Origin of the sequence: Pseudomonas sp. 2822-17, from assembly GCF_002742485.1 — a bacterium.
GTDB lineage: Bacteria > Pseudomonadota > Gammaproteobacteria > Pseudomonadales > Pseudomonadaceae > Aquipseudomonas > Aquipseudomonas cyclaminis.
In genome coordinates, this window is record NZ_LJRZ01000727.1 from 1 (window position 1) to 251 (window position 251).

A 251-nucleotide genomic window follows, 5' to 3' on the forward strand; every position below is an offset into this window, starting at 1 on the left:
ACGAAGGTACCGGCGACGGTGCCCGCAGCAGCCGAGTTCTCTTCCAGGGTGTTAGCTGCAACCGTGATCACCGGCACGTCGTTGTGCAGATTGACGGTCGGTTGGCCGCTGTTGCTGGAGTTCGCGCCTGATGGATCGGTAACAGTCAGATCGATCTTCGGCAACTGGTTGCCCGCGTTAACGAAATCAGCGCCCTTTTGGGTCAGCACAACGTTGTTGCCGGAGATGCTGTAGTAGCCATCAACGTTGCT

General features: G+C 57.8%; 1 protein-coding gene. It reads right to left on the reverse strand.

The genetic code is table 11. The annotated features are described in order from the left end of the window. Nucleotides 1–251 (reverse strand): hypothetical protein (locus tag AOA60_RS32785; RefSeq protein WP_158235063.1); only part of this gene is annotated, 251 nt, incomplete at both ends.